Below are 24,116 nucleotides of genomic sequence, written 5' to 3' on the forward strand. Positions count from 1 at the left end.
TTTCATGAAGACCGTCTTTTCTCCCCGCCATCTCGGCCATTCGAGCCAGCTGGAGCTTGTCGCCGGTGCGATCGTGCCGGGATTCGAACTGCCGTCACGGCCAAAGTTCGTCGCCGAACGGATCGCGGCCGTCGGACTGGGGCCGATCCTTGGGCCTGATGACCATGACCTGTCGACGGCGGCCAAGATCCATCGTCGGGACTATCTCGATTTCCTGCCGACCGTCTGGGATCGCTGGACGGCGGAGGGACGCAGCGGAACCGCCCTCCCCTTCACCTGGCCGACGCGCGGCCTGCGCGGCGATGTCCCGCCGCGCTTTATCGACGGCTTGCTCGGCTACTATTCCTTCGATGCCGGCGCCGGTTTCGTCGAAGGCAGCTGGGATGCGATCAAGTCTTCGCATGACGTGGCGCTGAGCGCGGCCGCGATCGTGCAGGGTGGCGAGCGCGCCGCCTTCGCGCTCTGCCGCCCGCCCGGCCATCACGCCGGATCGGCTTTCGCCGGTGGCTATTGCTACATCAACAACGCCGCGGTCGCCGCCCAATGGCTGCGCGACAACGGCGCCAAGCGCGTTTCGATCCTCGATGTCGATTACCATCACGGCAACGGCACCCAGGAAATCTTCTATGCGCGTGCCGACGTTCAGGTACTGAACCTCCACGCCGATCCGATGCAGGAATATCCCTACTTCCTCGGCCATGCCGACGAAAAAGGCGCAGGCGATGGCGAAGGCTTCAATCTCAATTATCCCATGCCCTTCGGAACCAGCTGGACCGAATGGAACGCCTCGCTCGACGATGCCTGCGGCCGCCTCGCGGCATATAAGCCGGATGTGGTGGTCGTCTCTCTCGGCGTCGATACCTTCGAGCGGGATCCGATCAGCAAGTTCAAGCTGAAGACAGAGGACTTTCCGAAGATCGGTGCACGCATCGCCGCCTTGGGATTGCCGACGCTGTTCGTCATGGAAGGCGGCTATGCCGTCGAAGAGATCGGCGTCAATGCCGTTGGTGTCTTGACGGGCTTCGAGGGCGCGTAGGGCACCTGCGGCATGCCAAAAGCTAGGGCCTCAGCGTTCCCAGTTTGCGGCGGCTTGCGACCGCGACCAGCAGCGTCGCGCAGATCATCAGTCCGGTCGTCGCAACAAGAGCCGTCGTGATCGAACCCATCGTCATCATCGCGCTCGCAAAGATGACGCCCATGGCGTTTGCAGTTCGCAGCAGCGCAAATATCTCCGCCCTCTTCGAGGGTGGAGCGAGCTTGTCGAGCTCGAGAGAATAATGCGTGCTGAGGGGCGCCAGCACGAAGCCCATGAGGACGGCGCCGCCGATCGTCGTCGCGACCGAGATGGATGTCGCGACAAGGGCGGAGCCAGCAGACATCAGCAGCAGCTTGAGAATGACCTCGGCGCGCGAGGCGCCCCGGTTTCGCACGCTTACCCAGACCCCGCCCGCGACCGAAGCCAGGCATAGCGGCACGGTGAACATGATCGCCAGGGCGGGCGCATGGCCGAATTCGAGTGCCAGCGCGACGGCACCGATCTCGATGGCAGCGACGGCAGCGCCACCCGCCGTGGAACAAAGGAGCCAGATCATGATCTCAGGCGTGATCGTCGGCTCCGAGGATCGTACGCCGGCTTTCTGGACCTTCGCCCCAACCGAGGGGACGAGCAGCGCCGGCAACGTGCCAAGCACCGCCATCGCGCAGACTGCAAAGAGCGGCGAGACGCTGCCGAGCGCGGAGGCAAGCACCGGTGAAAGAACGAACGTGGCTTCGCCGAGCGTCGCGGCGATCCCAAGCGCGCGCGGCAGCTTGGCGGCGGGCGTGAGCTCATTCAGGACCGTGCGCAGATAGCCGAAGGCCGCACCGTTCACCAGGCCCGCAGCCGCCGCAAGACCAACCAGGACTTCCAGCGGCATCTTCCAAAACGCCGACAGCGTCATCAGCGCCAGCGCGATCGCCCGGAAGATCAGCAGGAAACGCAGTGCGGTTGCCGGCGTCACCGAAGACCCAAGCCGCGTCAGCGGAACGGCACCGGCCACCTGTGCAATGGTCATAGCCAGGATCATCGCCGCCCCGCCGCTTGTCGCGCCTTCAAGCTGCAGCGCAAGCAGCGAAAAAGCCACCGGCCCTGCCGCCTGCGGGACGGACAGCGTTGCCGACGATATGAACCAGCGAAGCAAGCGCCCGCGAGCCGCTACCGGTGTGACGGCCTGGACGTCCAGATGATCTGTCATTCTCGTTCCGATTTCGATCGCCCAAGGTGGAGCGCCGCGGATCCTGGTGGAGGTGGGGAAATGAACCTGCCCTCCTCTAGAGCAAAGCTAGCGGAAGGTCCATCGGGCGCTTGGGCGATCGGAAAAATAGCGGAGCGGCAAAACGATCTGCCTAAGACCGCGGCCTTCTCACCGCGCGCACCACAGAGCGCGTGCCGCCGCCGGCAAAGAAGCGGTCCTTGCCATCGGATTCCAGGCCGGAGACGCCGACGCCCTCGGGCATGTCGAGGCGCACCAGAACCTCGCCGGTTGCCGGATCGATGCGGCGGACGTCGCTTTCGTCGCCTTCCCATGTGCCATGCCAGAGTTCGCCATCGACCCAGGTCACGCCTGTTACGACGCGGTCGGATTCGATCGTGCGCCGGATCGCGCCGGTTTCCGGATCGATCTCGTGGATCTTGCGGCCGCGATGCTGGCCGACCCAGAGGCTGCCTTCGCACCAGGCAAGGCCGGAATCGCCGCCGTTTCCGGGCGCCGGAATGGTCGAGAGAACAGTGCCGTTCTGAGGGTCGATCTTCATGATCCGGTCCTCGGCGATCTGGTAGAGGTAGCGGCCGTCGAAGGCGGTTCCCGCGTGCGAGGCGACATCGATCGTGCACAGCTCGCTGCCGGTTTCCGGATCCAGCGCGTGCAGCTTCTCGCCGGAGGCAAACCAGACATGCTGCCCGTCGAAGGTGACGCCGTTGACCCGCGGGGCGGTCTCGAAGGGGCCGTATTCGCGAATGATCTCAGCTGCGGATCGCTTCATGCTTCTTCCTCCATCGTCATTTCCTGACGCTAGTCGCTCGGGAGCGGTCCCGGGAGTAACAATGTTGTCGGGAAGCCGATTGCCGGGGTGATTATCCAGCGTTTGGCCCGGCCGTTGCCGACGCTCTCGACCTTGCCCGATGCCAAGAGTGTTTCGAGCGCCCGCTGCACCGTTCGTGCGCTGATGCCGAGCGCGATCGACAGAGCCGAGCTCGACCAGCTTTCGCCATCGGCGAGGAGAGCGAGCACGGCACCGTTCTCATCCTCGATCGGTGGCGCCAGCACCGCGACAGCGGCGCCATTGGCGGGCACGAGAACGAAACCCTCCTTCGTAGCCTCGATGGCCGCAAGCCCTTCGAGTTCGGCGCGCAGCCGGCCGATCTCGACCCGCAGCCGGGCGCGGTGGGATTCGTCAGCATGGCGCGCGCCGAAGGCGCGGGCGAGCAGCAGGCCGCGCGGCACGTCATCGGGCGCGGCCTCGGCAAGCGCCCGGGCAAGCGAAAACAAGACCGGCCGGTTTGCCAGACGCACGATCCGCGACCCGCGCCGGACAGCAAAACGGCAGGCATCGACAATGAATGCGTCGGAGGACAGGAGCGCCTCGACATCCTCAAGGTGAAGCGCGCGTTCCCGGCCCCGGACAACCTCCCTCCCCGCTGGAGCGTCGAGAACGCCGGCTGCGTTGCGCACCTCTGCAACCAGAGCCGGGATACCCGCATCGTCCGCCGCTTTTGCCGCACGCGCCAAAGCCTCGCGAGCGGGCTTCGTCTTCAATCGGCGGATCGCGATCCCGGCCACTGTCAGCTCCAGGCTTGCGCGTGTGGCGGGCGGCAATGGCGATAGGTCGAGCATGGCAAGCAGCGTCTCCGCCTCATCAAGCCGGCCGACCAGTAGCAGGCGACGGATTTGGAGATTGCGGGCGTGGGCGGCGTTCAGCCCGTCCCCATGCCGCTTGAGCGTCTGGCGCGCCATCTCCAGAGCTCTCTCGGGCCAACCGAGATCGCGGCTGACAAGGGCGATCTCGGCTTCCGCCAAGGTACAGCGGGCGCGAGCCAGCGTTTCGCGGGATGTGAAGGCGCGGTGAGCGCTTTTCAGAAGCGCCTTGGCGCGTTCGAAGTCGCCGAGCTGGGCAAGCGCGATGCCTCTGAGGGCAAGGGCCGGAGCGTCGTCGCGCAGCGCGACACGCTTCATGGCGCCGAGCACATCACCGGCGGCAAGCGCCTGTGCGGCAGCCGTGATCATCGAGTCCATCGAAATCCCGTCACACTTGTAACTCCCACCCTCCGCTCAATCACACCTAGGGTAATGCCAACAGGTCGGCAACGTGAAGCGCCTGTTGAATGTCGATGAGGAGATGGATGATGACAACCCCGATGACAGGTACGCGTGAAGACTGGCTTTCGGCCCGGCTTGCCCTTCTGGAAGAAGAAAAGGAGCTGACGCGGCGCAGCGACGAAATCGCCGAGCACCGCCGCCAGCTTCCCTGGGTAAAGATCAGCAAACAGTACCAGCTGCAGACGGATCAAGGTACGGTGCCGCTTTCGGCGCTCTTTCGCGGGCGCTCGCAGCTCCTGGTCTATCATTTCATGTTCGGCACGGATTATACCGCAGGCTGCCCCTCCTGCTCGTCGATCGCCGACGGCTTCAACGGCATTTTCGTCCATCTAGAAAACCACGACGTCGCCTTCTGGGCGGTGTCGCGCGGACCGCTCGCCAAGCTGCAGCAGTTCAAGAAGCGGATGGGATGGAGCTTCGACTGGGCGTCCTCGGCGGAGAGCGATTTCAACCACGACTTCAATGTCTGGTTCACGCCCGAAGAGCAGGTCAATGGCGGCATCGAGTACAACTATCGCCGTGAGCCGCCGATGCCCGAACCGCTCGCCGGCAAGACGGTGCAGCAATGGGAGCTGAAGGGCAGCGAGGGGCCCGTCGCGCAGATCGCCTCGATGACCGGCACCGATGTGGCGACCTACACCCGCGACCGCCCGGGCGTCAGCGCCTTTGCGATGCGGGATGGCGAGATCTACCACACCTACTCCTCCTACGCCCGCGGGCTCGATGGTCTCTGGGGCATGTACCAGTGGCTGGACCGCGCACCGCTGGGGCGCAACGAGGAAGGGGTCTGGTGGCGCCATCACGACCGCTACGGGGTCTAGCGCCATGCGTGGACGCTCCACCCCCAACGGCATGGCCGGCGTTTTCGCCGGCCATTACAGGGCCACTGTGATCAGCCGCCTTCTGCACCTGGCCGCCGCGCCTGCCTTCGGCATCATGGCTTTCCTGAATGCTGGCGATCAATCGGCGATGATGATCTGCGCCGGCGACGGCGGCTCGATGCTGAGCGGGATGCCGGTGATGTATCTGCTGATGGCGATTGTCCATCTCGGGCCATGGCTGGATCTGCTCGGCGGGCGGAGCCAGCCGGTCACTCGATGACACCTGGTCCGTTGTTACCTTGAAGCTGCGGGCTCCCGGGCATTTCGCCAGCTCTCACAGCGGCGGCGCAGCTCGCCTTTCCGCAGGCCGATACGCTCGTCAAGCACCTCGGCAGCGATCATCCTGTCGGTGCGAAAATGGCGGAAATCGCTCCGTGTCTCGCACCATGCGATCAGCATGCGATAGGCCTCTGCATAGCCGAGAATGATCGGCCAAACGATCCGCTCGGTCTCCTCGCCATGTTCGCTGCGATAGCGGAGCCTGATCTTCATGCCGGTGCGGATGGCGTTGCGAAGCTGCAATGCGTCGATGGTCTCCTTGGGATCGCCGGCGACCGGCTTGGTGCCAATGCTCGGTTCGGCAATATAGGGCCGCAGCCTCTCCGGTATGGCGACGGCGATCTTGGCAATCAGATCGCGGGCCGCACCGGCAAGCGATGGGTCGGAATGCTGGGCAACCCATTGGGCGCCAAGCACGGCGGCCTCGATCTCATCGGGCGTGAGCATCAGCGGCGGCATGTCGTAGTCTGAATCGAGAATATAGCCCAGGCCCGCCTCGCCGGCGATCGGCACGCGCTGGCCGATCAGATCGGCCATGTCCCGATAAACCGTGCGGATCGAGATCTCCAGCTCGCCGGCGAGCATCGCTGCCGTCACCGGACGGGAAGACCGGCGCAGGATCTGGATGATCTGGAAAAGACGGTCGGCACGGCGCATGGGGTCACTCCTGCTGCCACCATGCTGTCAGGAGCCTCCGTTTACAAGGCCCGGATACCGCACAAGCGGCCAAGCACTTTGAACGGAGACGACATCATGAAACTTGCATCCACCCGCCTGATCGTCCGCGACATCAAGGCCACTGTCGCATTCTACGAACTGGCGACCGGCACCTCAGCCGACTGGCTGGCGCCGGTCTTCGCCGAGATCGTCACGCCCGGCGCGACGCTGGCGATCGGCACGGCCGAAACCGTTGCGCTCTTCAAAGAGGGAACCGCCGAACCGGGCACCAACCGCTCGGCCATACTTGAATTCATGGTCGAGGATATCGACGCCGAATTCTCCCGCCTGAAGGACAAGGCCGACGTGGTCCACGAGCCAAAACTGCTGCCCTGGGGCAACCGCACCTTCCAGCTTCGGGATCCTGAAGGCACGCTCGTGTCGCTCTTCATGCCTGAGACGGAGGCCGCGAGAGTACGGTTTGGTGGCCGGTGACGCCTTGGCCCAACCAAGAAACCATGTGAACATCAGACACAGAGAGCATCGCTTGTGCATAGAAACGCCCTGTGCACTCGACGTCTCGCCCCGGATCGACTAGCGACATCGACAGGTTCGCGGGCCGCAACAGGCAATGTTCGGCAGCTGGCAAGCCACGTTCGAGTTTTGCGATGGGAAGATCAGATGGGCAGATTTGAGGACACCGAAGCTGCGATTGCGCAGCGGCTTCGTGCGATGAAAGCCAAGCCCGAGATGACCATCAACCTTGTTGAGTTCAGCACGCCCTTGACCGCATCAGGATACACACAGGATGAGATCACCACTGTGCTCAACGCTTTGGCGCAGGATCGCATCGTTGAGATCGCGCCCGGCAACAGGCTTCGCTTGATCAAGCCTTTGCCGTGACCGGGTTTGACCACGCCCGGCAACAATGCCATCTTCCGTGACCAGAGAGCGGATAAAGCAATCCGCCGCATCACTTGCCGCCGCACTGTCATTGATTTCCTAGCATCGCAGAGAAACTGATAACGACGGAGTGCCTTGTATGCCGGGCTCGCAGCGTTCCGCCCTCGGATCCCTCGTGCTGATTGCCGCCGTGGTCGGCTTCAGCGTCGGAGCTTTCGCCTATACGGCCGGATGGCTCACGCCTGGCCGCCTGACCTCCGCCGAACTTGTCAGCGCTCTCGCGCCTCCTGGCGGAGCCGCCCTTGGGCATCGGCGTAATCATGCGAAGGGCGTGTGCTTTACGGGCAGCTTCGAAGCCAATGGAAACGCTGTGGCGCTTTCGAAGGCGCCGTTGTTCATCGCGGGGCAATATCCGGTTCTCGGGCGCTTCAACCTGGCAACGCCCGATCCTGATGCCGCCGATCCGACGGTCAGGGTGCGGGGCATCGGCGTGCAGATCACAGCGCCCGGCGGCGTCTGGCGCATGGCGCTGATCGACCCGCCCGTCTTCGCGGTCTCGACGCCGCAAGGGTTTTACGAATTGCTCGAAGCTTCGAAGAGCAAGAACCCCGACGCGATGAAGGGCTTCGTCAGCGCACATCCGGAATTCGCGGCGTTCGGCGAATGGGCGACCAAGGCCCCCTGGACGGCGAGCTATGCCGAAGTGACCTTCAACAGTCTCAATGCCTTCATCTTCACCGACGCCGCCGGCAGCAGGAATGCGGTGCGATGGTCGCTCCGCCCGGAGGCGCAGGCCGTGACGATCCCAGCCGAGGATTTCGCGAAACTCGGCCCCAATCATCTCGAAGAGGACATAACGGAGCGCGTCTCCAAGGCGCCGCAGCGCTGGACGCTGGTGCTGACGGTCGCCGATCCCTCCGATCCGACATCCGATCCGACAAAGGCCTGGCCGGCCGAGCGCCGCACGGTCGAGGCCGGAACGCTTGTGGTGGAGAAGATCGAGCCGGAGGCCGACGGCCCCTGCCGGGATATCAATTTCGACCCGACGATCCTGCCTGATGGCATCGCGGTATCCGACGATCCGTTCCCGGCAGCCCGCTCGGCGGCCTATGCCAAGTCCTACGATCTCAGAACCAGCGAGGCGAGCCACTATCCTCGAACAGCAGCGAGCGCAAAGCCATGACAGAGATGAAAACACGCTTCTCCGCCGCCCAGCGTCTGTTGCACTGGCTGATGGCGATCGGGATTATCGCCATGCTGTTCATCGGCGTCGGGATGGTCTCGACCATCGGCAGGCAGTACGTGCCATTGCTGGTGACCCACAAGACGCTGGGTATCGCCATTCTGGCACTTGCCCTGGTTCGTCTCGTAGCTCGCTTCATCTCGGGCGCACCGGCGCTGCCGCCGGCTCGGCGTCGGGATGGTCTCGACCATCGGCAGGCAGTACGTGCCATTGCTGGTGACCCACAAGACGCTGGGTATCGCCATTCTGGCACTTGCCCTGGTTCGTCTCGTAGCTCGCTTCATCTCGGGCGCACCGGCGCTGCCGCCGGATCTTCCGGTGCCGATGAAACTCGCCGCGCATCTGTCGCATGTCGCGCTCTACGCGCTGATGATCGGCATGCCGCTCATCGGCTGGGCGATGATGTCCGCGGCCGCCTATCCGATCGTGCTTTATGGCGGGATCCATCTTCCGCCGATCCTGCCGCAGAGCGCGAGCCTGCACGCTCTCCTCTGGAGCGCGCATTTCTATCTCGCCTTCGCGTTCTTTGGGCTGGTGGTGATGCATCTCGCGGCGGCGCTGTTTCATGGGCTCGTTCGCCGCGACGGCGTGCTCCAGACGATGCTGCCGGGCAAGTAACGTTCCGGCGCGCTTCATCCTGATCTTCGCCGGCTCCTCGCTGAGGAGCCATGTGAAGACCCGCCGGCTGCGACAGCATTGCGTGTAGCATTGATGCCGAAACCGACGGGCTTTGAGGCGTGTGACTAGAACTCGCTCCACTGGGCGCTTCGGGTATCCACTGCCGCATTGCCGAAGGACGCCGCGACCTTGCGGCCGATGGCACGCGCCGGAGAAGCGTGTGCGACATCCGTGGATTGGGCAGGACGCAGCGTTCTCGACGCGGCCGATGGGGTCTCGGCAAGGCTGAAGCGGTTGACCAGTTCGCGCAGGCGCACGGCCTCGTTCGCGAGCGTGTTGGATGCCGCGTTCGATTGCTCGACCATTGCAGCATTCTGCTGCGTCGTCTGGTCCATCGCATTGACGGCGGTGTTGACCTCGGCAAGGCCGACCGACTGTTCTTTTGCCGATGTCGCAATCGATTCCATATGCGTGTTGATCTCGACGATGAAGCCGCTGATCGTCTTCAAGGCAGAGCCGGTATCACGCACCAGCTTGACGCCGTTCTCGACCTCGCTCGAGGAATTCTGGATCAGCCCCTTGATCTCCTTGGCGGCCTGGGCAGAGCGCTGCGCCAGTTCGCGGACTTCCTGGGCAACGACCGCAAATCCCTTACCTGCCTCTCCGGCACGCGCCGCTTCGACACCGGCATTGAGCGCCAGCAGATTGGTCTGGAACGCAATCTCGTCGATGACGCCGATGATGTTGGAGATCTGCTGCGAGCTCTCCTCGATCTTGCGCATTGCCTCTTCGGCATGGGAGACGACCTGGGCCGATTCCGCAGCCGACTGATTGGCCTGCCCGGCAACGCTTCTGGCTTCTTCCGTCCGCTTCGAGGAGTTCGTGACGTTGACGGTGATCTCGTCGAGTGCTGCTGCGGTCTGCTCGAGGGAGGCCGCCTGCTGCTCGGTCCGTCTCGAAAGATCGTCGGTTCCTGCGGCGATTTCGCGAGTGCCGGTGTCGACGGTCGAAATCGAATTCGAAATCTCCGAAAGTGTCGCGCCGAGTTTGCTGACGGAGCCGTTGAAATCGTGGCGCAGGGCCTCAAAGTCGGGTGCGAAGACCTCATTGATCTGGAAGGCGAGATCGCCACCGGCCAGGCGTTTCAGGCCTGCTGCCAGACCTGACGTTGCGAGACGCAACCGCTCTGCAGCATCCCGCTCGGCGCGTTCCTGAACGGTGAGACGCTCGGCTTCTGCGCGTTTGCGGTTGTCGTCGGCTTCCTGTTCGAGGCGCCGGTTCGAAATTGCCGCCTGACGGAAGACTTCGAGGGCCTTTGCCATCTCGCCGATCTCGTCGTCGTTGCGGGCGAGGCTGATGTCTGTATCGAGGCGGCCATCGGCGACTTGCGCCATGGAACTGCTCAGCTTGTACATCCCGCCGATGATGCGCTTGAAGGTGACAAACCCGACGAGAGCCAGCATCAGGACCAGCACCGACAGGGCGCTCAACGTCAGCGTCCAGTAGAAGCTCGCCCGTGCGGCTGCTCCGTCGATGGCGCTTTGCGTGCGCTGCTCGAGTTTCACGAAGAACGCATCGACCGGCTTCATGATCTCGGCCTTGGCCTTGTGATATTCCGGCGAATTCAACATCGCCGCCGCTTTCTGCCGCGCCTGCGGGCCAAGCGTTGCGGCATTGTCGACGAGATCCATGGCCTCGGTCTCGAGCTTGACGAGCGCATCCGAGCGCTTGGCAGCTTCGTCCAGAAGCGCAAACTCCTCATCGGTAAAGCCGGCAGCCTTCATCTCGTCGCGCGAAGAGATGGCCGGGCCGTCCGGGCGAGGTTTGGCATCGCCGCCGGCCACGAAATCCCAGTAAATTCGCTGGTATTCCTCGGGGCGAGGACGCGTGCCGTTGCGGATCTCGATGACGGCGTTGTACTGGTCCTTGAAGGACTTGTCGCCGGTCTCTGCATAGGTGCGGACCATGCGCGTCAGATCATCGGACGACTGCCGGAAATTGTCGGCAAGAATGTAGGATTTATACTTTTGATTATAGGCGCCGCTGATGTCCTCGGCGGCCTTGTCATAACTCCAGAGACTGGCCATCAGGCCAGCCATGGCGAGGCCGGTGACGGCGGCCAGGCCAATAAATTGCGTCTTGATTTTCATGATGACGATTTCCTGGCGTAGATGTGCCTTTGCGCCGCAATCATCGCGGACGCGGGAAGTCATTCTGCGCTGACGTTGTGTCTCGACCTCATTGTCGGGGGCAGCGAAAACGTAAGTTAATGATGGTTAGCGAATGGATAATTACGAATATAAGAAATGATCTTCTATTAATGCTAACGACACCGGCAATAGTATTACTGATTGAACTTTAAATATATATCCAAGCTAATTCAGCTGTTATTAATACGCAAAGAAATACTTCTGAATAATCAATCTGAAGTAGAATTTGCGCAGAATTTTCCGAACAAGAAACTCTCTGCGATAACTTTTCCGAACCTTCAGCCTTGGCCCACCGGGTGCTGGTCGCAGTCAGAGAGGACTCGTCGCGGATCGCGCTCTAGCCATAGCGCTCCGTCTTCCAGACGGTTCACCGGATGCGGCTCAGCAAACGGCGGGTGTAGCTTCTCGCGATCGGTGTCACAGCGCGCGGGAGAGCGCACACCACCTTTGAATCGCAAACAGATTATGGGATGCTTGCTCTCTTCACCGAGAGCATTTCAGCGCGCGCGCCTGCTTCATTTCTGGGGCGCACCCAATCCACCTCACAACCGCACAAGGCCGCAGCTCGCGGCCCGCGGCTATGTCAGCTCACGCAAACACCATCATCTGCGGCGGAACAGCCGCGAGCATGCCGGCGCGGCGCGCGACGGCGTATTTGAGGGACTGCTCGACGACGGCGGGCATGACGGGTTTGCTGACGACGCCGAGGGCGCCCTTGACGCCGTCGGCGACGGTTTCGGGGTTGCCGGTCATGAAGACCACGGTGATGCCGTGCTCTTCAGCAAGGCGGCGGCCGATCTCGGGGCCGGTTGCGCCATCGGACAGGTTGACATCGACGAAGGCAACATCGGCAAGCGGCGCAAGCTGCAGCGCCTGCTCCTTGTTGGTCGCGAGGCCCGCGACTTCCATACCCATGTTTTCGACCGTCGCTTCCAGATCGAGCGCGATCAGGAACTCGTCTTCTACAATCAATACTCTCTGGTTCATAACGTTATCCCGCAGCCATTTACGCACAACATTGATGGCCATGACGCCCTCTTCCGTTAACCCAAGCACGCGAAAGAACTTCGTTTCGAAGGGTTGTGGCCCGCGAAACTTGACGAGATAACGAGGTGGAAAAGGATATGTTCCGGGCCGGGACGTATTTTTTTGAACTTAACCCATTGTTAACGTTGATAAAACACTAACATCGCTTAAGTCTTTGAAATAAAAGGCGGCTCGAGCGGCCGCCTCTATGCTTATCCACAGGCCGGCGTTACTCAACCCTTGGCCTTCAGCACCAGAACGGGATCTTCCCTGTATGCTGCCGGGAAGACCTGCTTCAGATTTTCGATCTTCGGCAGATCGTTATAGACGATATAGGGATAGGTCGGGTTCAGCGTCAGGAAATCCTGGTGATAGCGCTCGGCCGGGTAGAAGCCGTTGAATTCCGAAACCTTGGTGACGATCAGGTGCGGGAAGACCTTCGCCTGATTGAGCTGCGAGATATAGCTCTCGGCGACCTTGCGCTGTTCCGGGCTCTCGACGAAAAGCGCCGAGCGGTATTGCGTACCGCGATCCGGCCCCTGGAAATTCAGCTGCGTCGGGTTGTGCGCCACGGAGAAAAAGATTTGCAGCAGCTGGCCGTAGCTGACCTGCTTGGGATCGAAGGTGACCTCGACGGATTCGGCATGGCCGGTCGAGCCGGTGCTGACGGTCTCATAGTCGGCCGTCGCCTTTTCGCCGCCGGAATAGCCCGAGACCGCGCTCTTCACGCCCTTCACATGCTGGAAGACACCCTGCACACCCCAGAAGCAGCCGCCGGCAAAGACCGCCTTCTCGGTGGCGGGTGCGGCCGTCTCGTCGACGGTCGGTTTTGGAATGACGACGGCATCTTCCGCGGCGATTGCCGAGCCACAGGCAAAGAGCGAAATGGCCGCCAGTGCGGCGAGCCTTCCTGTCGAAAATACGCTCATGAGAACACCTCTACGAATGGGCTGTTCCCATCGTGTCGAAAGCTGCAAAAAGGCGCAATTCAAAAGGACTTATCTCACGCGGAAGTGACAATGGGATGGCGGCCTCTGTACGAAAGCGGGACACCGCATAAGTTGTGTTGACAATGGCGGCGGCCCGGCCAAAAGTGCACGCCGATCAGCGCCAGCCGACCGGGGGGACTTGATGTCTGTACGCTCGTTTTTCGCCTTCGCCGCCATCGCCTTGTCTGCATTTGCAATCAGCCTTCCGGCCGCTGCCGCAGACAAGAAGCGCGATATCCAGACGATCAAGGACGCCGATTTCTTCGGCTTCGATCTCAGGACCGAGCAGAATGTCTCGCTCGACCAGTGCAAGGCTTCCTGCATCGGCGACAGGAGCTGCAAGGCCTTCACCTATAATCCGAAGGTCCAGTGGTGCTTTCTGAAATCCGACTTCAAGACGATGAACGCCTTCCCGGGTGCGATCGCCGGGCGCATCGTCGAGACGACGGCCGCAGCCATTCCGCAGGAGCCGGATCTGGGCGCTGCCCCGCGCCTCAATTTCCTCTCTGCTGACGTCATCCAGCAGGCCCGCGACTACAAGACGAACAACGAGCTGACCGAGGCCCAGGAGGGCCAGTCGGTCGACAACCTGACGGCTACCGCCCGGCTCGACCTGACCGCCAACAATCTCGCGGCCGCGCTGGAATCCTTCCACGGCGCGCTGGCGCTCACCCCTGACGATGGCGATCTCTGGCTGGAGACGGCACGCGCTGCGAATTCGCTCGGCGGCACGGACAGCCAGGTCTTCGGCCAGGCGCAGCTCGATGCGCTGAACGCCTATAATCTGACGCGCACCGCGACCAAGCGCGCCGATGCGCTGGCCGTGCTCGCGACCTCGCTCGCCAAGAATTCCAATTATCGCGCCGCCCTCAATGCCTACAAGGCGAGCCTGGCGCTTGTCAGCTCCAAGGAAGTCAGCGACGCCTATCTGAAGCTGAAGGCCGAGCAGGGTTTCCGCATCACCGAGCACAATGTCGATGCCGACAGCGCCACGCCGCGCGCCTGCGTCACCTTCTCGGAATCGCTGGTGAAGACAACCGACTATACGCCCTTCGTGACGCTGAACGGCCAGGCGCCGAAGGCGCTCGAAGCCAAGGACAAGCAGATCTGCGTCGAAGGCCTCGTCCACGGCGAGAATTACAAACTGGTGTTCCGCTCCGGCCTGCCGTCCTCGGTCGACGAGGTGCTGGAAGCGCCTGTCAGCCTCGACATCTATGTCAAGGATCGCAGCCAGACCGTGCGCTTCACCGGCGACAGCTTCGTGCTGCCGTCGACGGCGCGCCGCGGTATTCCGCTGGTCTCCGTCAACATCCAGTCGGCGGCCCTGAAGCTTTACCGCATCGGCGATCGCGGCATCGCACCGCTGCTGACCAGCTCGCAGTTCCTGACCCAGCTCGACGGCTACAGCGCCCAGCGCATCGAGGACGAAAGCGGCGAACTCGTCTGGCAGGGTTCGATTGATATCGCCAACGACCTCAACAAGGATGTGGTGACGAGCTTCCCGGTCGATGAAGCGCTGCCGCAGCGCAAGCCCGGCGTCTACGTGCTGATCGCCTCGCCGGCCAATGCGCCTGCGAATGAATGGGACAGCAAGGCGACGCAGTGGTTCGTCGTCTCCGATGTCGGCATCACCACCTATGCCGGAACCGACGGCCTCAACGTCTTCACCCGCTCGCTGGCATCGGCCAAGCCGATCGCGGGCGTCGAGCTGACGCTGCTTGCCAAGAACAACGAGGTGCTTGGCACCGCGAAGACCGACGATAACGGCCGCGCCACCTTCACCGCCGGCCTGATGCGCGGCACGGCGGCGCTGACGCCCGCCGTCATCACCGCCAAGAACGGCGATTCCGATTACGTCTTCCTCGACATGACGCGCGCAGGCTTCGACCTCTCGGATCGCGGCGTCACCGGCCGCGCCTCGCCGGGCGCAATCGACATCATGACCTTCACCGAGCGCGGCATCTATCGCGCCGGCGAAACCGTGCATGCCTCTGCGCTGGCCCGCGACACGGACGGCAAGGCGATCGAGAACCTGCCGCTCACCTTCGTCTTCCTGCGCCCCGACGGCGTCGAGGATCGCCGCATCATCAAGGAGACCAGCGATCTCGGCGGCTATACCGTCGACCTGCCGGTGCAGCAGAACGCCATGCGCGGCACCTGGACGATGAACATCTATACCGATCCCAAGGGCGAGGCGATCGGCACCAAGAGCTTCCTGGTCGACGATTTCGTGCCTGATCGCACCGACATGGAGCTGAAGACCGAGGCCAAGGAGATCGGCCCGGACACGCCGGCGACGATCGAGATCAACGGCAAGTATCTCTACGGCGCGCCGGCCGCAGGCCTGACGCTCGAAGGCGATGTCGTCATCAAGCCGACCCGCGAGAGCGCCGCCTTCCCCGGCTATTTCTTCGGCCTTGCCGATGAGGAAGCCTCGGAAGAGAACCGTCAGACGATCGAGGGCCTGCCGGAGCTGGACGAGAATGGCCAGGCCTCGACGGATCTGACCGTCGGCGATCTGCCGGCCACGACGCAGCTTTTGAATGCCACCGTCTATATCCGCATGCAGGAACAGGGCGGCAGGGCGCTGGAGCGCTCGCTGGTCATCCCGGTCAAGAACCAGGGGCCGATGATCGGTATCAAGCCGGAATTCTCCGGTGACGTTGCCGAGAATTCGACCGCCTCCTTCAACATCATCGGCACCACCGCCGAAGGCCAGAAACAGGACATGAAGGGCCTGCGCTGGAAATTCTACAATCTCGAGCGCGAATACCAGTGGTACCGCGACGGCACTGCCTGGAAATACGAACCCGCCTATAATGCCCGCCAGGTCGCCGACGGCGTCATCGATGCGGGATCGGATGGCGGCAAGATTTCCGTGCCTGTCGGCTGGGGCCGCTATCGCCTCGAAGTCGAAAGCCCGGATGCCGACGGCCCGACCTCGAGCTTCGAATTCGACGCCGGCTGGTTCGTCGAGACGACCTCGACGGAAACGCCGGATGGCCTCGAAATCGCCCTCGACAAGGACAGTTACAAGGTCGGCGAAACAGCCAAGCTGAAGGTCACGTCGCGCTATGGCGGCGAGCTGATGGTCGCTGCCGGCACCGAAAATCTCGTCGCCGTGCAGAATGCCACGATGGGCGAGACCGGCGGCGAAGTCGATATTCCCGTCACTGCCGAATGGGGTGCGGGCGCCTATGTCACCGCCACGCTCTTCCGGCCCGGCGACAGCCAGGACAATCACATGCCGATGCGCTCCATCGGCATCAAATGGCTGAAGGTCGATCCCGAGCAGCGGGCACTGCAGGTCAAGGTCGATGCGCCCGAAAAGATGCTGCCGCGCGGACCGCTGAATATCAGCCTCGCAGTCGCCGGAGCAGGCGCCAACGAGGATGCCTATGTGACGGTTGCCGCCGTCGATGTCGGTATTCTCAACCTGACACGCTATGAGGCACCGAACTCCGAGGACTGGTATTTCGGCCAGCGCCAGCTCGGCCTAGAAATCCGCGACCTCTACGGCCGCCTGATCGACGGCTCGCTCGGCGCGACCGGCAAGTTGCGCACCGGCGGCGATGGCGGCGCGGTGGCGCTCTCGGCCAGCCCGCCGACGCAGAAGCTCGTCGCCTTCTTCTCCGGACCCGTGAAGCTCGATGCCGAGGGCAAGGCGAATGTCAGCTTCGACATTCCGCAATTCAACGGCACGGCCCGCGTGATGGCGGTTGCCTGGTCGAAGGACGGTGTGGGTCACGGCGTCAAGGACGTCATCATCCGCGACCCCGTCGTCGTCACCGCCAGCCTGCCGAAATTCCTGGCACCGGGAGACAAGGCGGAACTGCGCCTCGACATCGCCAATACCGATGCGCCGGCCGGCGATTTCAAGATCGCCGTGACCGGCAACGACGCTGTCGGCGTCGATGCGGCTTCTGCCTCCAAGACCATCCATCTCGATGCCGGTGGAAAATCCGACCTGACCCTTGCCGTCGTCGGCAAGCAGCCGGGCCAGGGCACCGTTTCGATCAACCTCTCCGATGCATCCGGCCTGTCACTCGACCAGACGGCGGACGTGCCGGTGCGCCCTGCAGCACTGCCGGTAACCGAACGCCGCGTCATCGCGCTGAAGCCCGGCGCATCGCTGACCATCGACAAGGAACTGCTGGCCGACAGCGTTCTGCCGGGCGCTTCCGTCAGCGTCAATGTCACCCGCTCCGCCGCCTTCGACATTCCGGCGATGCTGATGACGCTCGACCGCTACCCGTTCGGCTGCGCCGAGCAGACGACGAGCCGCGCCATGCCGCTCCTCTATCTCGGCGAACTCGCAAAGCAGAACGGGCTGGAAGACGATGCCGACATCAAGAAGCGCGTACAGGACGCGATCTACCGCGTGCTCTCCTACCAGGCATCGGCCGGCAGCTTCGGCCTCTGGGGACCGGATTCCGGCGATCTCTGGCTCGATTCCTACGTCACCGACTTCCTGACACGGGCGCGCGAAGAGAAGTACGACGTGCCAGATCGTGCCCTCGTGCAGGCGCTCGAAAACCTGCAGAACGCGCTCAGCTACGACGTCAACGTCAAGACGCAGGGCGACCAGATCGCCTACGCTCTCTACGTTCTCGCCCGCAACAAGAAGGCGGCGATCAGCGATCTGCGCTACTACGCGGACACGATGATCAACGACTTCCCGACGCCGCTCGCCAAGGCTCATATCGCCGCCGCGCTGGCGCTCTATGGCGATGCGACGCGCTCGAAGAATATCTTCGTCGATGCACTGCAGATGACCGAGACATCGATGGTTCAGCGCGTCAATCTCTCGCGCACCGACTATGGTTCGATTCTGCGCGACGGTGCCGCCATTCTGGCGCTCGCCGCCGAAAGCCGCCCCGTGCCTCCGGTCATTCCGGAGCTCGCCAAGGCTGTCGCCAAGGAGTTCAACCGCTCGAAATGGACGAGCACGCAGGAACAGGCCTGGATGCTGCTTGCCGCCCGCGCGATCCAGAGCGGCGACGACGCGCTGAAGGTCGATGTCAACGGCGCCGAGCATAGCGGTGCATATATGGCGACGATGACCGGCGATGCGCTGATGACCAATCCGCTGACGCTGAAGAGCGCCACCAGCGATGCGGTCTCCGCCGTCGTCACCACGGTTGCCGCGCCGGTTTCGCCGCTGCCTGCCGGCGGTGACGGTTTTGCCATCGAGCGCAGCTACTACACGCTCGACGGCGAGCAGGCGAATGTCAGCGAGGCCAAGCAGAACGAGCGCTATGTCGTCGTGCTGCATGTCACCGAAAGCAACGACTGGCCGTCGCGCATCGTCATCACCGATCTCCTGCCCGCCGGTTTCCAGATCGACAATCCGAGCCTGGTCGATAGCGCCCAGCTGACGAATTTCGACTGGATCGGCGAGCAGACGGCTGCCCATACCGAATTCCGCGACGACCGCTTCGTGGCGGCCTTCAACCGTTCGGAAGGCGACAACCGCGAGATCAACGTCGCCTATGTCGTGCGCGCCGTGACACCCGGCACCTACGATCATCCGGCGGCCGTCGTCGAGGACATGTACCGTCCGCAGCTCTCGGCACGCACGGCGATGGGCAAGATGGAGGTTGTCGCAGCACAATAATGCGGCTCTGGCACAAGCTCACGATCACATCTGCGGCCGGCATTCTTGTTGCCGGCGCAGTGCTGCTCGGTCTCGACGCCGCCGACAAGGCCTACCCACCGCCGATCGACAGGGCCGGGCAGGTCTCCGCCGAAGTGCTCGACGCCGACGGCCAGCTGCTGCGCGCCTTCGCGACACCTGAGGGGCGCTGGCGGCTGAAGACCGATGTCTCCGATGTCGATCCGCAATTCCTGCGCATGCTGGTCGCCTACGAGGACCGGCGCTTCTACGATCACCACGGCATCGACGCGCTGGCGATCGGGCGCGCAGCGCTGCAGCTCGTCACCAATGGCCGCATCGTCTCGGGCGCCTCGACGCTTTCGATGCAGGTGGCGCGGCTGATCGAGCCGCGCAGCGGCCGCTCGCTGTCGGCCAAGCTGCTGCAGGTGGCCCGCGCCATCCAGATCGAACGGCGGCTCTCGAAGGAACAGATACTCGACATCTACCTGACCCACGCCCCCTATGGTGGCAATCTGGAAGGTGTCCGGGCCGCAAGCCTTGCCTATTTCGGCAAGGAGCCGAAGCGGCTGACCGTGGCGCAGGCCGCCCTTCTCGTGGCTCTGCCGCAGCTTCCGGAAAAGCGCCGGCCGGACCGCAATCTCGCCGCTGCCGAAGCTGCCCGCAAGCGCGTGCTGGAACGCGTCGCGGTTATCGACGCCGTCGGTGATGGCGAGGCCGAGCGCGCCGAGGCGACGCTGGTCCCAGCGCGGCGCATGCAGCTGCCGGCGCTTGCCGCCCATGTCGCGGAAGCCGCGCTGCGCAAGGCGCCACAGGAGCGCGAGCACAAGACGACGCTGAAGAAGCAGGTGCAGGAAGGGCTGGAACTCGCCGCGAAGAACGCCGCGATGCGGCTCGGCCCGAAACTCTCCGTCGCCATGGTGATGGCCGATGCCCGCAGCGGCGAAATCGTCGGCGAAGTCGGCTCGGCCGATTATTTCGACGCCGGCCGCTCCGGCTGGATCGACATGACCCGGATCAGCCGCTCGCCGGGCTCGACGCTGAAGCCCTTCATCTATGGTCTCGCCTTCGAACAGGGCCTCGTCAGCCAGGAAACCATCATCGAGGATCGCCCCTCGGATTTCTTCGGCTACCGGCCCCGCAATTTCGACATGAGCTATCAGGGCGACGTGACGATCCGGGAAGCCTTGCAACTTTCGCTGAACGTTCCCGCCGTCAAGCTGCTCGATGCCGTCAATCCGACGCGGCTGATGGTGCGCTTCCGCCGCGCCGAGGTGCGCCCCAGCCTGCCGCCGAACGAAACGCCTGGTCTGGCAATCGGCCTCGGCGGCGTCGGCGTGACATTGAAAGATCTGGTCCAGCTCTACACGGCGCTTGCCAACAAGGGGCAGCCGGTGCGTATCGGCGACGGCGTGACCGGCATGCCAGGCAAGATCGACGGCGAACCGCTGCTGGAGCCGGTCGCCGTCTGGAACATCGCCGATATTCTCTCGGGCGTGATACCGCCGGCCGGCGCACCGCAGCGCGGCATCGCTTACAAGACCGGCACGAGCTACGGCTACCGCGACGCCTGGTCGGTCGGCTATGACGGCCGCTATGTGCTCGGCGTCTGGGTCGGGCGGCCTGACAATGGTGCCGTTCCGGGCCTGACGGGCTACGGCACCGCGGCGCCGATCCTCTTCGAGGCCTTCACCAAGTCGGGCATCGCCACCACGCCCCTGCCACGTCCGCCTTCAGGCGCGGTGCGCATCGCCAAGGCCGACCTGCCGGTGAGCCAGCGCCGTTTCGCGCTGAATGCCAGCGGCCTCCTCGTCAATTCCACCCGTGAATCCGCCCCGCAGATCGTCTATCCGCCCGAAGGCGCGCATGTCGATCTCGGCGCCAAAAGCGGACAACTCGCGCCGCTGATGCTGAAACTGCAGGGCGGCCGGGCACCGTTCCGCTGGCTCGCCAACGGCAAGCCGCTACCCGATCTTTCCCGCCGCCGCACGAACCAGTGGCTGCCCGATGGCGCCGGGTATTCGAAGCTGACGGTGATCGATGCCATGGGCCGCGCCGCCAGCGTCGGCATCTTCGTCGATTGAGGCAACGCCGTTTCACGAATTTTCGGCCGCGCCTGTCGGAACCTCCGTCCTCGCTGCGTCCTTGGATCAGAACAGCGCAAGGAGAGAGCAATGCGAGACCTGATCCTCACCATGGCCATGTCGCTCGACGGTTTCGTCTGCGGCCCCAACGGCGAACTCGACTGGATCTTCAACGGCGATCAGGAGGCGATTGCCTGGAAGGTGGAGACCGTCTCAAGCGCCGGACTGCACATCATGGGCAGCCGCACCTTCAAGAGCATGGTCGGTTTCTGGCCGACGGCCGCGGGCCCCTTCGCCGCGCCGATGAACGAGATCCCGAAGGCGGTCTTTTCGAAGCAGGGAGCTTCCATTCTCGAAGCTGCAAAAACCGGGAACTGGCAGGACGCTTATGTCGCGAGCGGTGATCTGCGCGAGGAAGTCGCCCAGCTGAAGGCCACCGGTGGCAAGCCGATCATCGCCCATGGCGGCGCGGCTTTCGCCCGCAACCTGATCGCCGACGATCTGGTCGACGAGTACCGGCTGATGGTCTACCCGATTGCGCTCGGCAGCGGCCTGCCGATCTTCTCCGGTGTCACGCCGCTGCGCCGCCTCGAATTGGCGGGGTCGAAGACCTTTCCGAAGGGCACGCAGGCGCAGGTCTACCGCCGCGCTTGACGACCTCGTCCTGAAGCCTGTCAGAACCGAAATGGCGGGAACAAAAGCCCGCCACCGCCGTTCCGGATCGTTGCAATCCCGAACAAAGGCGGCTCATGACGCTTCCCACATCCACCTACAGGCTGCAGTTCCGCGACGGCATGACCTTCGATCGGGCGGCCGAACTCGTGCCCTATCTCAAGGCGCTCGGCATCAGCCATCTCTATGCCTCGCCGATCTTCACGGCGGCCTCAGGCTCGACCCATGGCTACGACGTCACCGACACCAATGAAATCGACCCTGCGATCGGCGGGCGCGAAGGGTTCGAGCGGCTCTGCGCCGAGCTCAAGGCGGCCGGTCTCGGCTTGATCCTCGATATCGTGCCGAACCATATGGCGGCTTCCGTGGAAAATGCCTGGTGGCGGGATCTGCTGAGATACGGGAAGGAAAGCCGCTACGCCGGCTATTTCGACATCGACTGGTCTGAGCCGCTGACACTGCCCATTCTCGGCAAGCCCTTCCAGGAGGCGCTGGCCGACGGCGAACTGCAGATCATCACTGATCAGAACACCGGCGAGCGCTCGCTCGCCTATTTCGAGACGCATCTGCCGTTGCATCCCGGTAGCCTCGCCGAAGCCAGCGACATCGCCCGTCTCCACGAAGCCCAGCATTGGCGCCTGACACACTGGAAAACAGCCGCCGCTCACCTGAGCTACCGTCGCTTCTTCGAGGTCACTGGGCTTGTCGGCCTGCGCGTCGAGGACGAAGCGGTCTTCGAAGACAGCCATCGCGTCGTCCTCGATCTCGTCCGCTCCGGCCAGGTCCAGGGTCTGCGGCTCGACCATATCGACGGCCTTGCCGACCCGAAAGCCTATCTCGCCCGGTTGCGGCAGGCGACCGGACCGGAGGCCTATATCATCGTCGAAAAGATCCTCGGCCATGGCGAGGCCCTGCCCGCCGATTGGCCGATTTCCGGCACGACGGGCTACGAATTTATCTCAGCCCTAGCAGGTCTCTTCATCGACCCCAAAGGCATGGCCGAGCTGCAGAAGTCCTATGCCACCATCGCCCCCGGTACTGTGGATTTTCAGGAAGGGCTGCGGGCAGCCAAGACACTGATGGTCGAACGCAATTTTGCAGGCGAAGTCAGCCGCCTGACCAGGCTCGCGAGCGCGACGCTTCCCGATACATCCGAGGCGGAAATCAAGAAGGCCATCCGTGAGCTGCTGATCGCCTTTCCCGTCTATCGCACCTACGGCCAGGGTGGCGCCACGGACGCGCGCGAAACCGTGATGCTGGATAAGGTCAAGGAAGAGGCTGCCAGGCATCTCAAAGACCGCAGGGCACTCGACGCCGTCTGCGAACTCCTGACCAATGGACGTGCGGAGGAATTCCAGCGGCGCTTCCAGCAATTGAGCGGCCCCGTCATGGCGAAGGCGATGGAGGACACGCTCTTTTATCGCCACAACCGGCTTCTGGCGGCCAACGAAGTCGGCGGCGAGCCGGATGCCACGCCCGGCGGTATCGAGGCCTTTCACCGCTTCATGCAAGACCGCGCCGCAGAACAACCGCACGGGCTGTCGGCCACCTCGACCCACGACACCAAACGCGGCGAAGACGCCCGCGCCCGCCTCTATGCCCTCAGCGAAGAGCCGGATCTCTGGCGGCGCGGTGTCGAGCGCTGGCGGCAGATGAACCGCGAGCATCTGACGGAACTGCCCGGCGGCCTGACACCCGAAGGCAACGTCGAATGGATGCTCTATCAGGCGCTCGCCGGCATCTGGCCGGAGGATTTCAGCGAGGGACGCGCGGAAAAGCTGACGGAGCGATTTGCGGCCTATGCCGAGAAGGCAATCCGCGAGGCCAAGCTTGGCACCAGTTGGGACGAGCCGCACGCGGGCTATGAGGCTGCCGTCCGCACATACGCATCGGCGCTGACTGCCTCTTCCAGCCTCACTTTCCACGAGGATTTCGCCGAGACGCTGCGGCCGGTTCTCTCCGCCGGCTATCTCAACAGCCTGTCGCAAACGCTGATCAAGCTGACCGCCCCCGGCATTCCCGATGTCTATCAGGGCGCCGAAGGCTTCGACTTCAGCCTTGTCGACCCTGACAATCGCCGCCCGGTGGATTTCAAGGCATTGCGCAAGACGCTCTCGGCCCACGGCGAGATCGGTGAGCTGACGGTGCCGGTGCTGAAACAGCGGATCGTCGAGATCGGCCTGCATCTTCGCCGCCGCCAGCCGAAGCTGTTTGCCGAGGGCCGCTATCTGCCGCTCAGCATCACCGGAAGCCGCAGGGATCATGCCGTCGCCTTCGCCCGCGCGCTCGACGGCGACTATGCGATCACGGTCGTGCCCCGGCTGATGCTCGGCTGGCTGGATCCCGGTGTGTTGTTTTCAGGGCCCGAATTCTGGGCGGATACGGCGATCGAAATCCCGCCAGGTCTACAGGGCATCAAATGCGATCTGCTGACAGGACGCCATCTCGATCCCGGGCCGAAGCTGCCGCTTGGCGATATTCTCGGCGTCCAGCCGGTCGCCCTGATCGAGCCGGATTGATGATTTTCAGACGGGATGAAGATTCCCGCTTGACCTTCCAGTTGCTGGAAGGTTCATAAGCTTATC

At 63.4% G+C, this 24,116-nt stretch carries 18 protein-coding genes; 11 read left to right on the forward strand and 7 right to left on the reverse strand.

Translation table 11 applies throughout. From position 1 onward, the window contains the following. Positions 1–4 precede the first annotated feature (4 nt). On the forward strand, positions 5–1,036 hold the full coding sequence (locus ABIE40_RS20205) for a histone deacetylase family protein (protein WP_199625488.1): 1,032 nt from the start codon (positions 5–7) through the stop codon (positions 1,034–1,036). A gap of 22 nt (positions 1,037–1,058) precedes the next feature. Here the strand turns inward: ABIE40_RS20205 and ABIE40_RS20210 are convergent, their stop codons facing one another. From ABIE40_RS20210 to ABIE40_RS20220, 3 genes are all read right to left on the reverse strand, one after another. Further along, on the reverse strand, positions 1,059–2,234 hold the full coding sequence (locus ABIE40_RS20210) for an MFS transporter (RefSeq protein WP_199625489.1): 1,176 nt from the start codon (positions 2,232–2,234) through the stop codon (positions 1,059–1,061). Positions 2,235–2,385: 151 nt separating this feature from the next. Next, a complete protein-coding gene (locus tag ABIE40_RS20215) occupies positions 2,386–3,021 on the reverse strand; it encodes an NHL repeat-containing protein (protein ID WP_199625490.1) in 636 nt (211 codons plus the stop codon). Between the two features lie 29 nt (positions 3,022–3,050). Next, positions 3,051–4,271, reverse strand: a complete 1,221-nt coding sequence (locus tag ABIE40_RS20220; protein ID WP_199625491.1) for a winged helix-turn-helix domain-containing protein — start codon at positions 4,269–4,271, stop codon at positions 3,051–3,053. A gap of 110 nt (positions 4,272–4,381) precedes the next feature. Here ABIE40_RS20220 and ABIE40_RS20225 point away from each other — a divergent pair, with 110 nt between their 5' ends. Together ABIE40_RS20225 and ABIE40_RS20230 are read left to right on the forward strand one after the other, a co-directional pair. Further along, on the forward strand, positions 4,382–5,176 hold the full coding sequence (locus ABIE40_RS20225; RefSeq protein ID WP_199625492.1) for a DUF899 domain-containing protein: 795 nt from the start codon (positions 4,382–4,384) through the stop codon (positions 5,174–5,176). Between the two features lie 4 nt (positions 5,177–5,180). Continuing rightward, positions 5,181–5,456, forward strand: a complete 276-nt coding sequence (locus tag ABIE40_RS20230; protein ID WP_354541088.1) for a hypothetical protein — start codon at positions 5,181–5,183, stop codon at positions 5,454–5,456. A gap of 14 nt (positions 5,457–5,470) precedes the next feature. Here ABIE40_RS20230 and ABIE40_RS20235 read toward each other — a convergent pair whose 3' ends face one another. Beyond that, the gene (locus ABIE40_RS20235; RefSeq protein WP_199625493.1) at positions 5,471–6,172 is read right to left on the reverse strand and encodes a helix-turn-helix transcriptional regulator; all 702 of its coding nucleotides are present in this window, start codon (positions 6,170–6,172) and stop codon (positions 5,471–5,473) included. A 96-nt stretch (positions 6,173–6,268) separates the two neighbouring features. Between ABIE40_RS20235 and ABIE40_RS20240 the strand changes: the two genes are divergently transcribed. The 4 genes from ABIE40_RS20240 to ABIE40_RS20260 all read left to right on the forward strand — a co-directional run bounded on the left by ABIE40_RS20240 (position 6,269) and on the right by ABIE40_RS20260 (position 8,936). After that, on the forward strand, positions 6,269–6,667 hold the full coding sequence (locus tag ABIE40_RS20240) for a VOC family protein (protein WP_199625494.1): 399 nt from the start codon (positions 6,269–6,271) through the stop codon (positions 6,665–6,667). Positions 6,668–6,853: 186 nt separating this feature from the next. Continuing rightward, positions 6,854–7,075, forward strand: coding sequence for a hypothetical protein (locus ABIE40_RS20245; protein WP_130280113.1), 222 nt, complete (start codon positions 6,854–6,856; stop codon positions 7,073–7,075). 139 nt (positions 7,076–7,214) lie between these two features. Further along, positions 7,215–8,258: a catalase family peroxidase gene (locus ABIE40_RS20250; RefSeq protein ID WP_199625495.1), complete on the forward strand. Its 1,044-nt coding sequence runs from the start codon at positions 7,215–7,217 to the stop codon at positions 8,256–8,258. A gap of 237 nt (positions 8,259–8,495) precedes the next feature. Beyond that, positions 8,496–8,936 carry a cytochrome b gene (locus tag ABIE40_RS20260; protein WP_502944813.1) on the forward strand — a complete coding sequence of 147 codons (441 nt, stop codon included), beginning with the start codon at positions 8,496–8,498 and terminating at the stop codon, positions 8,934–8,936. A 125-nt stretch (positions 8,937–9,061) separates the two neighbouring features. Here the strand turns inward: ABIE40_RS20260 and ABIE40_RS20265 are convergent, their stop codons facing one another. The 3 genes from ABIE40_RS20265 to msrA form a co-directional block, all read right to left on the reverse strand. Beyond that, complete coding sequence (locus tag ABIE40_RS20265; protein WP_354541089.1) at positions 9,062–11,086, reverse strand: methyl-accepting chemotaxis protein; 2,025 nt, start codon at positions 11,084–11,086, stop codon at positions 9,062–9,064. Between the two features lie 648 nt (positions 11,087–11,734). Continuing rightward, on the reverse strand, positions 11,735–12,175 hold the full coding sequence (locus ABIE40_RS20270; RefSeq protein WP_112712516.1) for a response regulator: 441 nt from the start codon (positions 12,173–12,175) through the stop codon (positions 11,735–11,737). A gap of 230 nt (positions 12,176–12,405) precedes the next feature. After that, positions 12,406–13,101: a peptide-methionine (S)-S-oxide reductase MsrA gene (msrA, locus tag ABIE40_RS20275; protein WP_199625497.1), complete on the reverse strand. Its 696-nt coding sequence runs from the start codon at positions 13,099–13,101 to the stop codon at positions 12,406–12,408. Between the two features lie 202 nt (positions 13,102–13,303). Between msrA and ABIE40_RS20280 the strand changes: the two genes are divergently transcribed. From ABIE40_RS20280 to treY, 4 genes are all read left to right on the forward strand, one after another. Then, the gene (locus ABIE40_RS20280; RefSeq protein ID WP_199625498.1) at positions 13,304–18,778 is read left to right on the forward strand and encodes an MG2 domain-containing protein; all 5,475 of its coding nucleotides are present in this window, start codon (positions 13,304–13,306) and stop codon (positions 18,776–18,778) included. Then, positions 18,778–20,859 carry a penicillin-binding protein 1C gene (gene pbpC, locus ABIE40_RS20285; protein WP_199625499.1) on the forward strand — a complete coding sequence of 694 codons (2,082 nt, stop codon included), beginning with the start codon at positions 18,778–18,780 and terminating at the stop codon, positions 20,857–20,859. Before ABIE40_RS20280 ends, pbpC begins: the two co-directional genes overlap by 1 nt. A gap of 90 nt (positions 20,860–20,949) precedes the next feature. Beyond that, positions 20,950–21,513, forward strand: a complete 564-nt coding sequence (locus tag ABIE40_RS20290; protein WP_199625500.1) for a dihydrofolate reductase family protein — start codon at positions 20,950–20,952, stop codon at positions 21,511–21,513. Positions 21,514–21,608: 95 nt separating this feature from the next. Further along, on the forward strand, positions 21,609–24,050 hold the full coding sequence (gene treY, locus ABIE40_RS20295; protein ID WP_199625501.1) for a malto-oligosyltrehalose synthase: 2,442 nt from the start codon (positions 21,609–21,611) through the stop codon (positions 24,048–24,050). The last annotated feature ends 66 nt before the right edge of the window (positions 24,051–24,116 follow it).

The sequence above is a fragment of the Rhizobium sp. OAE497 genome, from assembly GCF_040546565.1.
GTDB lineage: Bacteria > Pseudomonadota > Alphaproteobacteria > Rhizobiales > Rhizobiaceae > Rhizobium.

Bases quoted from the DNA above. Each gene is read 5' to 3' on its own strand.
- ABIE40_RS20205 (WP_199625488.1), top strand. From the start codon at position 5: ATGAAGACCGTCTTTTCTCCCCGCCATCTCGGCCATTCGAGCCAGCTG.
- ABIE40_RS20210 (WP_199625489.1), bottom strand. From the start codon at position 2,234: ATGACAGATCATCTGGACGTCCAGGCCGTCACACCGGTAGCGGCTCGC.
- ABIE40_RS20215 (WP_199625490.1), bottom strand. From the start codon at position 3,021: ATGAAGCGATCCGCAGCTGAGATCATTCGCGAATACGGCCCCTTCGAG.
- ABIE40_RS20220 (WP_199625491.1), bottom strand. From the start codon at position 4,271: ATGGACTCGATGATCACGGCTGCCGCACAGGCGCTTGCCGCCGGTGAT.
- ABIE40_RS20225 (WP_199625492.1), top strand. From the start codon at position 4,382: ATGACAACCCCGATGACAGGTACGCGTGAAGACTGGCTTTCGGCCCGG.
- ABIE40_RS20230 (WP_354541088.1), top strand. From the start codon at position 5,181: ATGCGTGGACGCTCCACCCCCAACGGCATGGCCGGCGTTTTCGCCGGC.
- ABIE40_RS20235 (WP_199625493.1), bottom strand. From the start codon at position 6,172: ATGCGCCGTGCCGACCGTCTTTTCCAGATCATCCAGATCCTGCGCCGG.
- ABIE40_RS20240 (WP_199625494.1), top strand. From the start codon at position 6,269: ATGAAACTTGCATCCACCCGCCTGATCGTCCGCGACATCAAGGCCACT.
- ABIE40_RS20245 (WP_130280113.1), top strand. From the start codon at position 6,854: ATGGGCAGATTTGAGGACACCGAAGCTGCGATTGCGCAGCGGCTTCGT.
- ABIE40_RS20250 (WP_199625495.1), top strand. From the start codon at position 7,215: ATGCCGGGCTCGCAGCGTTCCGCCCTCGGATCCCTCGTGCTGATTGCC.
- ABIE40_RS20260 (WP_502944813.1), top strand. From the start codon at position 8,496: ATGGTCTCGACCATCGGCAGGCAGTACGTGCCATTGCTGGTGACCCAC.
- ABIE40_RS20265 (WP_354541089.1), bottom strand. From the start codon at position 11,086: ATGAAAATCAAGACGCAATTTATTGGCCTGGCCGCCGTCACCGGCCTC.
- ABIE40_RS20270 (WP_112712516.1), bottom strand. From the start codon at position 12,175: ATGGCCATCAATGTTGTGCGTAAATGGCTGCGGGATAACGTTATGAAC.
- msrA (WP_199625497.1), bottom strand. From the start codon at position 13,101: ATGAGCGTATTTTCGACAGGAAGGCTCGCCGCACTGGCGGCCATTTCG.
- ABIE40_RS20280 (WP_199625498.1), top strand. From the start codon at position 13,304: ATGTCTGTACGCTCGTTTTTCGCCTTCGCCGCCATCGCCTTGTCTGCA.
- pbpC (WP_199625499.1), top strand. From the start codon at position 18,778: ATGCGGCTCTGGCACAAGCTCACGATCACATCTGCGGCCGGCATTCTT.
- ABIE40_RS20290 (WP_199625500.1), top strand. From the start codon at position 20,950: ATGCGAGACCTGATCCTCACCATGGCCATGTCGCTCGACGGTTTCGTC.
- treY (WP_199625501.1), top strand. From the start codon at position 21,609: ATGACGCTTCCCACATCCACCTACAGGCTGCAGTTCCGCGACGGCATG.